The following is a 7226-nucleotide window of genomic DNA, read 5'->3' as shown; positions in this document are numbered from 1 at the left end:
CGTATGGAAATCACGCAAACCCTTCGACCAAGAACTCTTCCTGGCCAAGCAGGCTTGCGTGAAACCATAGAATCTACTTTGACAGGACGCGCATGGCCTGTTCCAGGCCGGCGACGGTGACCGGGTACATGCGGCCCTGCATGATGTCGCGCAGCAGGGCGATGGACTGGCGGTACTGCCAGGACGCCGTGGGCTCCGGATTGAGCCAGACCGATTTGGGCCAGGCCTCAAGCAGGCGGCGCACCCATTCCGCGCCGGGTTCCTTGTTGTAGTGTTCGACCGAACCGCCCGGCTGCAGGATTTCGTAGGGGCTCATGGTGGCGTCCCCGACGATGATCAGGCGCCAGTCCGGGTTGTACTTGCGCAGCACGTCCCAGGTGTCGAAGCGCTCGTTCTGGCGCCGGCGGTTGCTCTGCCACAGGCTTTCGTACGGGCAGTTGTGGAAGTAATAGACTTCCAGGTGGCGGAATTCGCTGCGGGCCGCCGAGAACAGTTCCTCGACGCGGCCGATGTGGTCGTCCATGCTGCCGCCCACGTCCAGCAGCATCAGCACCTTGACCGTGTTGTGGCGCTCGGGGACCATGCGCAGGTCCAGGTGGCCGGCATTGCGCGCGGTGCTGGCGATGGTGTCGTCCAGGTCCAGTTCCATTTCCGCGCCCTGCCGCGCGAAGCGCCGCAGGCGGCGCAGGGCGACCTTGAAGTTGCGCGTGCCCAGTTCGACCTGATCGTCGTAGTCCTTGAACTGGCGCATGTCCCAGACCTTGACCGCGCTGCGGTTGCCGGCGGAATCGCCGCCCACGCGGATGCCCTCGGGGTGGTAGCCGCCAGTGCCGAAGGGCGAGGTACCGCCGGTGCCGATCCACTTGCTGCCGCCGGCATGGCGTTCCTTCTGTTCTTCCATCCGCTCCTTGAAAAGCTCCATCAGCTTGTCCCAGCCGTGCTTTTCGATGGCGGCCTTTTCCTCGGGGGTGAGGCTTTTCTCGAACTGCTTGATGAGCCAGTCCAGCGGGATTTCCTTGCCCGCGGGCAGGGCGGCCGCTATGCCCTTGTAGTACGCGCCGAACGCCTTGTCGTAGCGGTCGTAGAGGGCTTCGTCCTTGACGAGCGTGGCGCGCGCCAGGAAGTAGAAGTCGTCCAGCGTGGGCGCCATGAGGTCCTGGCGCAGGGCGTCCACCAGGGTCAGGTATTCCTTGACCGAGACGGGGAGCTTGTGCGCCCTGAGGTGGTAGAAGAAATCGATCAGCATTTGCGGGCCGCCCGTGAGTGCCGCATCAGCGGCGCTGGCCGCCGCGCGTCATGGCCGCCAGGCGTTCCAGCAGGTGCACGTCCTGCTCGTTCTTGAGCAGCGCGCCGGCCATCAGCGGCACGGCCGTGGCGGTGTGCGCGTCGATCTCGGCGGCGGTGGCGTTCTCGGCCAGCAGCAGGCGCAGCCAGTCCAGCAGCTCGGAGGTGGAGGGCTTCTTTTTCAGGCCCGGGGCGTCGCGCAGCGCGAAGAAAGTGTCCAGCGCCGCGCGCAGCACGTCCTGCTTCAGGTCCGGATAATGCACGGCCACGATGTCGCGCATCGTCTCGCGGTCGGGGAAGCGGATGTAGTGGAAGAAGCAGCGCCGCAGGAAGGCGTCGGGCAGGTCTTTTTCGTTGTTGGACGTGATGATGACCAGAGGACGGTGCCGCGCCGAGATGGTCTCGCGCGTTTCGTACACGTGGAATTCCATGCGGTCCAGTTCGCGCAGCAGATCGTTGGGGAATTCGATGTCGGCCTTGTCGATCTCGTCGATCAGCAGCACCGCCGGTTCCGGCGACTGGAACGCCTGCCACAGCGTGCCCTGCACGATGTAGTTGCGGATGTCGCGGACCTTTTCGTCGCCCAGTTGCGAGTCGCGCAGGCGCGACACGGCGTCGTATTCGTACAGGCCCTGGTGCGCCTTGGTGGTGGATTTGATGTGCCACTGCAACAGCGGCCGGCCCAGCGCGCGCGCCACTTCTTCGGCCAGCATGGTTTTCCCGGTGCCGGGTTCTCCCTTGATCAGGAGCGGGCGCTGGAGGATGAGCGCGGCGTTGACGGCGAGTTTGAGGTCATCGGTGGCGACATAGCTGTCGGTCCCGTCGAAGCGGTCGGGCGAGGCGGAAGTGGCGGACTGGGCTGCGGACATGGTCGGATGGCGTCTAGGTTTGATGGTGATCAAATACCGTCTTAAGGTATTAATCCTGAGCAATTATCGTACAATCAGGCGGTTTTGCTTTGGGTTCGACCCGCAACATGTTTGCCGAGGGCCTTTTCTAGCGAGCTGGCCCTAGTCCTTAGCCATACGAAGAAGAGCCACTCCAATGAAGTTGCGAACCTCTCTGAAGTACACGCTATCCGTATTGGCCGCAATCGCATCCTGTGCGATCGCCGGCCAGGCTGTTGCCGCGGATGCAGCAGTGGTCGGTAATGTCCAGAACGCCCGTGACAAGGTTTCCATGTGCATCGGTTGCCACGGCATCGAAGGCTACAAGGCGACGTTTCCCGAGCTATACCACGTTCCGATGATTGCTGGCCAGAACGCCAAGTACATCGAAACGGCCCTGAACGAGTACAAGAAAGGCGCGCGCAGCCATCCCACGATGGACGCCATCGCCGGCAGCCTGTCCGACCAGGACATCGCCGACCTGGCAGCGTACTACTCGAATCTCAAATAAGGGGCAAAACCATGAATCGCATCATGCTTGCCCTCGCGGGCGCGACCCTGGCAATGGCGGGCTCGGCCGCCCAGGCCCAGGATCTGGCGGCCGGCAAGGCCGTCTTCGACAAATTCAATTGCGCGTCCTGCCACGGCGCGGACGCCAAGACGGCCGTGGATCCGGCCTATCCGACGCTGGCCGGCCAGCACGCCGATTACCTCGTCCATGCCCTGAAGGCATACAAGCGCGGCGCTTCCGGCAGCGCGGCCACGGCCAACGTGCGCAAGAACCCCATCATGGGCGCTTTCGCCACGCAGTTGTCGGACCAGGACATTTCCAACGTGGCGGCATGGCTCTCGGCGCAGCCGAGCGACCTGGGCGTGCGCAAGTAGGTTCCGTCCAGCCCGGAAGCAAAAACCCTCGGCATGCCGAGGGTTTTTTGTCGCCGGGCCGCCCCAAGACAAAAATGCCCCCTCGGGGGGCAGCCAGCGCGCGCAGCGTGCGCAGCGTGGGGGCATTTCCTTTCGCCGGGCCGCCCCAAGACAAAAATGCCCCCTGGGGGGGCAGCCAGCGCGCGCAGCGTGGGGGCATTTCCTTTCGCCGGGCCGCCGAAGGCGCGGCGCTCAGCGTCCGGCGCGCTGGCGGATCAGGTCGATGTAGGTGTCGCTGTCCAGCGGGGTGCCCAGCCGCTGGGCTTCCCAGACCACCTGGCCCAGGCATTCCATGATCTCGTGCGCCGCCTGGTGCGCGTCGGTGCGCGCCACCAGTTGCTGGTAGGCCTTCCGGATGCCGGGCGGGTGGTCGATGGACAACTGCTCGGCGATGGCCAGGTGCATGGACAGGTGCAGGAAGGGGTTGGTGCGCCCCTTTTCCACCGAGTATTCCGCCGTCATGGCCTCGGGGCTTTCCAGGTCGCCGTGGTATTCGGGATGCTCGATGATCCAGTCCAGCGCGATGGCTTCGAGCGGCGTCAGGACTTCGGCCGCGCGGTGCTTGCGCCAGGTTTCGATGAAGAATTCGCGGACTTGGTCGCGGGAGGGATTGAACATCTGCGGGGGAGGGAAAGCGGGATATCGACGGATTATTTTACCCGCCCGTCGCGGCCCGCCGGGCCGGGCGGCCTTTTTGCGATATAGAATGGGTTGCTATCCGCCATCCGGTGTGCGGTTCTCGAGGACGGTATTCCCCGCGGAATCGGACGCTTCCCGATGCCGGCGCGTGCAGAATAATCACCCGGAGCAAATGGAGCATTCATGTCCTACCAACATATCAAGGTTCCCGCTGGCGGCCAGAAGATCACGGTCAACGCCGATTTCTCGCTGAATGTGCCCGAGCAGCCCATCGTTCCCTTCATCGAAGGCGATGGCACGGGCGCCGACATCACTCCGGTGATGATCAAGGTCGTTGATGCCGCGGTGCAGAAGGCCTACGGCGGCAAGCGCAAGATCCACTGGATGGAAGTCTATGCTGGCGAAAAGGCCACCAAGGTCTACGGCCCGGACGTGTGGCTGCCCGACGAAACCCTGGAAGTCGTCAAAGACTACGTGGTGTCCATCAAGGGGCCCCTGACCACCCCGGTCGGCGGCGGCATCCGCTCGCTGAACGTGGCGCTGCGCCAGCAACTGGACCTGTACGTCTGCCTGCGCCCGGTGGCCTACTTCAAGGGCGTGCCTTCGCCGGTGCGCGAACCCGAGAAGACCAACATGGTGATCTTCCGCGAGAACTCGGAAGACATCTATGCCGGCATCGAATACATGGCGGAAAGCGAGCAGGCCAAGGAGCTGATCCAGTTCCTGCAGACCAAGCTCGGCGTGAAGAAGATCCGTTTCCCGAACACCTCGTCCATCGGCATCAAGCCCGTGTCGCGCGAAGGCACCGAGCGCCTGGTGCGCAAGGCCGCGCAATACGTCATCGACAACGACCGCACGTCGCTGACCCTGGTGCACAAGGGCAACATCATGAAGTTCACGGAAGGCGGCTTCCGCGACTGGGGCTATGAACTGCTGCAGAAGGAATTCGGCGCCCAGTTGATCGACGGCGGCCCGTGGTGCAAGTTCAAGAACCCGAAGACGGGCCGCGAAATCATCGTGAAGGACGTCATCGCCGACGCCTTCCTGCAGCAGATCCTGCTGCGTCCGGCCGAATACGACGTGATCGCCACGCTGAACCTGAACGGCGACTACATCTCCGACGCGCTGGCCGCGCAGGTGGGCGGCATCGGCATCGCCCCGGGCGCGAACCTGTCCGATTCGGTCGCCATGTTCGAAGCCACCCACGGCACCGCGCCGAAGTACGCCGGCAAGGACTACGTGAACCCCGGTTCCGAAATCCTGTCGGCCGAAATGATGCTGCGCCACATGGGCTGGACCGAAGCCGCCGACCTGATCATCTCCAGCATGGAGAAATCCATCCTGTCCAAGAAGGTCACGTACGACTTCGCCCGGCTGCTCGAAGGCGCGACCCAGGTGTCGTGCTCGGGTTTCGGCCAGGTCATGATCGAAAACATGTAATTCGCGGCTTACCGCAAGCCAGTCCCGCAAAACCCGCCCGCCGTCATGGCGGGCGGGTTTTGTCTACCTGTCCAGCATGACGCATGCTGCTTTCACTTCGTCTTTTACCAGGTTGATCGTTGTGCCCCGACTGTACGTTTCCTTGGCCACCTGGCTGGTGCTGCTGGTTCCCGCGCTGGCGTTGACCAGCCCCGTAGGGGGGCCGGCAATTATTTATCTCACAGGCCTGATCGCGCTGACGGCGATCGCCGCGAATGCGATCCGGCACTATGAGCCGATGGATTTCCGGGCCCTGTGGCCCATGGCGCTGGCGCTGCTGCTGCCGCTGGTCTGTATGGTTGTTACGTCCACCGCGCTAGGCGTGTGGAGCGGTTCGGAACAGGAGAAACTGCTCCGGTTCGCGCTGGCGGTGCCGGTGCTGTGGCTCTTGCTGAGAGCGCCGCAGCGGTGGCTCAAGCAGATCCAGTGGAGCATCCTGGCCGGCGCGCTGGCCGGTTCGGCGATGCTGATCGTCACCATGACGTGGTGGGACCGCAGTGCGGTCGGGGAAATCGGCGGGCGTTACAATGCCGTCGCCTTCGCGAACCTGACGCTGCTGTTCGGCATGATGTCGCTGCTGTCGATCGGCTGGGGCGCCAGCACGCGCTGGCCGCGCGTGGAGACCGCGCTCAAGCTGCTGGCCGCTGGGATGAGCATCTGGGCCACCTGGCTGTCCGAAACGCGCAGCAGTTGGATGCTGCTGCCCATCCTGGCCGTGGTTATTCTGTTCGGGCTACATGGCTGGAGTCGACGCCACAAGGTGTACTGTGCGCTGGTGCTCAGCGCGCTGCTGGCCGTCACCGCTGTCGGCATCTGGAATTTCAGTAGCCGCATGCACATGATCACCAGCGACTTGCAGGGTTTTGCCACATCGGCGGACCGAGACACGTCGTTTGGCATCCGATTGCAGCTATGGCACGCTTCTCTGATGATGTTTGAAAAAAGCCCTGTCGTAGGTGTAGGGCCGAACAACTTCCGCAGTGAACTCCTGTTGCTCGAGAAGCAGGGAATCGTATCGCGCGAGGTCGTCGAAGGCTATGGCGAGCCTCACAATGACCTGCTCGCGGCCCTTTCGGGATACGGGCTGCTGGGCCTGGCGGGCATCCTGGCGCTGTATCTGCTGCCGGCGGCGGTCTTCCTGCGCAGGCTGGCCAGCGACGATCGCGTCATACGCGTCGGCGCGCAGATGGGGCTGCTGTTCTGCCTGGGCTACTGCGCGTTCAGCCTGACCGAAATGATGTTCCGCAATATGCGCAGCGTCTCCACCTATTCGCTGATCGTCGTGGCGCTGATCGCGCTGACGACGCCGCGGCCGGGTCAGTCCGCGAAACGATAGCCCACGCCCACCTCCGTCAGCAGGTGGACGGGCTGCGCGGGATCGGCTTCCAGCTTCTGGCGCAGGTGGCCCATGTAGATCCGAAGGTAGTGCACGCTCTCCACGTGCGCGGGCCCCCACACCGCGCGCAGCAGTTCGCGGTGCGTCATGACTTTGCCGCGATGCGCCAGCAGCGCCGCCAGCAGCCGGTATTCCATGGCGGTCAGGTGCACGTGCCGGCCGCCGCGTTCGACCACGCGCTTCGCGAAGTCGACGCGCACGTCGCCGAAGGCGATTTCGGCCGCATTGCCCGCGCCGCCCCTGGCGTGGCGCCGCAATAGCACGCGCAGCCGCGCCAGCAGTTCGCTGACGCCGAAGGGCTTGGTCAGATAGTCGTCCGCCCCGGCGTCCAGCGCGGCGACCTTGTCGGCCTCGGCGCCGCGCGCGGACAGCACCAGCACCGGCACTTCGGTCCAGCCGCGCAGTTCGCGGATCAAGGCCATGCCGTCTTCGTCCGGCAGCCCCAGGTCCAGCACGACCGCATCGGGCTGCCGGGTGCCGGCCTCGATCAGGCCACGCTTGACGGTGTCGGCCTCGTGGACGGCGCAGCCCTCGCTTTCCAGGACCTGGCGGACAAAGCGCCGGATGCTGGCGTCGTCTTCGACGATGAGGATGGTAGGCTGGTAATCGAACATGCT

General features: G+C 64.3%; 8 protein-coding genes. 4 read left to right on the top strand and 4 right to left on the bottom strand.

Going from position 1 to position 7226, the window contains the following annotated elements; translation table 11 throughout:
• Positions 1-73 precede the first annotated feature (73 nt).
• Positions 74-1246: a vWA domain-containing protein gene (locus AVE30378_RS05565; RefSeq protein WP_129239772.1), complete on the bottom strand. Its 1173-nt coding sequence runs from the start codon at positions 1244-1246 to the stop codon at positions 74-76.
• 25 nt (positions 1247-1271) lie between these two features.
• Complete coding sequence (locus AVE30378_RS05560) at positions 1272-2153, bottom strand: AAA family ATPase (protein WP_129239771.1); 882 nt, start codon at positions 2151-2153, stop codon at positions 1272-1274.
• A 175-nt stretch (positions 2154-2328) separates the two neighbouring features.
• On the opposite strand from AVE30378_RS05560, the gene AVE30378_RS05555 reads away from it, so the two are divergent.
• Together AVE30378_RS05555 and AVE30378_RS05550 are read left to right on the top strand one after the other, a co-directional pair.
• Positions 2329-2682, top strand: a complete 354-nt coding sequence (locus tag AVE30378_RS05555; RefSeq protein WP_129239770.1) for a c-type cytochrome — start codon at positions 2329-2331, stop codon at positions 2680-2682.
• An 11-nt stretch (positions 2683-2693) separates the two neighbouring features.
• On the top strand, positions 2694-3056 hold the full coding sequence (locus tag AVE30378_RS05550; protein ID WP_129239769.1) for a c-type cytochrome: 363 nt from the start codon (positions 2694-2696) through the stop codon (positions 3054-3056).
• Between the two features lie 231 nt (positions 3057-3287).
• On the opposite strand, the gene AVE30378_RS05545 is transcribed toward AVE30378_RS05550, so the two are convergent.
• A complete protein-coding gene (locus AVE30378_RS05545; protein ID WP_129239768.1) occupies positions 3288-3713 on the bottom strand; it encodes a DUF1841 family protein in 426 nt (141 codons plus the stop codon).
• A 204-nt stretch (positions 3714-3917) separates the two neighbouring features.
• Between AVE30378_RS05545 and icd the strand changes: the two genes are divergently transcribed.
• Both icd and AVE30378_RS05535 read left to right on the top strand, forming a co-directional pair.
• A complete protein-coding gene (gene icd, locus AVE30378_RS05540; RefSeq protein WP_006217809.1) occupies positions 3918-5174 on the top strand; it encodes an NADP-dependent isocitrate dehydrogenase in 1257 nt (418 codons plus the stop codon).
• 121 nt (positions 5175-5295) lie between these two features.
• A complete protein-coding gene (locus AVE30378_RS05535) occupies positions 5296-6549 on the top strand; it encodes an O-antigen ligase family protein (RefSeq protein WP_425265775.1) in 1254 nt (417 codons plus the stop codon).
• Here the strand turns inward: AVE30378_RS05535 and kdpE are convergent.
• Entirely contained in the window at positions 6531-7223 is a 693-nt protein-coding gene (gene kdpE / locus AVE30378_RS05530) for a two-component system response regulator KdpE (RefSeq protein ID WP_129239766.1), read from the bottom strand. The two genes, AVE30378_RS05535 and kdpE, sit on opposite strands and share 19 nt — an antisense overlap.
• Positions 7224-7226: the final 3 nt, after the last annotated feature.

Source organism: Achromobacter veterisilvae (assembly GCF_900496975.1).
GTDB lineage: Bacteria > Pseudomonadota > Gammaproteobacteria > Burkholderiales > Burkholderiaceae_B > Achromobacter > Achromobacter veterisilvae.
Note: the sequence above shows the minus strand (reverse complement) of the source record. Positions and strands in the feature narration are given on the sequence as shown.

Excerpts from the sequence above, each read along its gene's own strand:
- AVE30378_RS05545 (WP_129239768.1), bottom strand. The coding sequence starts at position 3,713 with ATGTTCAATCCCTCCCGCGACCAAGTCCGCGAATTCTTCATCGAAACC.
- AVE30378_RS05550 (WP_129239769.1), top strand. The coding sequence starts at position 2,694 with ATGAATCGCATCATGCTTGCCCTCGCGGGCGCGACCCTGGCAATGGCG.
- icd (WP_006217809.1), top strand. The coding sequence starts at position 3,918 with ATGTCCTACCAACATATCAAGGTTCCCGCTGGCGGCCAGAAGATCACG.
- AVE30378_RS05560 (WP_129239771.1), bottom strand. The coding sequence starts at position 2,153 with ATGTCCGCAGCCCAGTCCGCCACTTCCGCCTCGCCCGACCGCTTCGAC.
- AVE30378_RS05555 (WP_129239770.1), top strand. The coding sequence starts at position 2,329 with ATGAAGTTGCGAACCTCTCTGAAGTACACGCTATCCGTATTGGCCGCA.
- kdpE (WP_129239766.1), bottom strand. The coding sequence starts at position 7,223 with ATGTTCGATTACCAGCCTACCATCCTCATCGTCGAAGACGACGCCAGC.
- AVE30378_RS05565 (WP_129239772.1), bottom strand. The coding sequence starts at position 1,246 with ATGCTGATCGATTTCTTCTACCACCTCAGGGCGCACAAGCTCCCCGTC.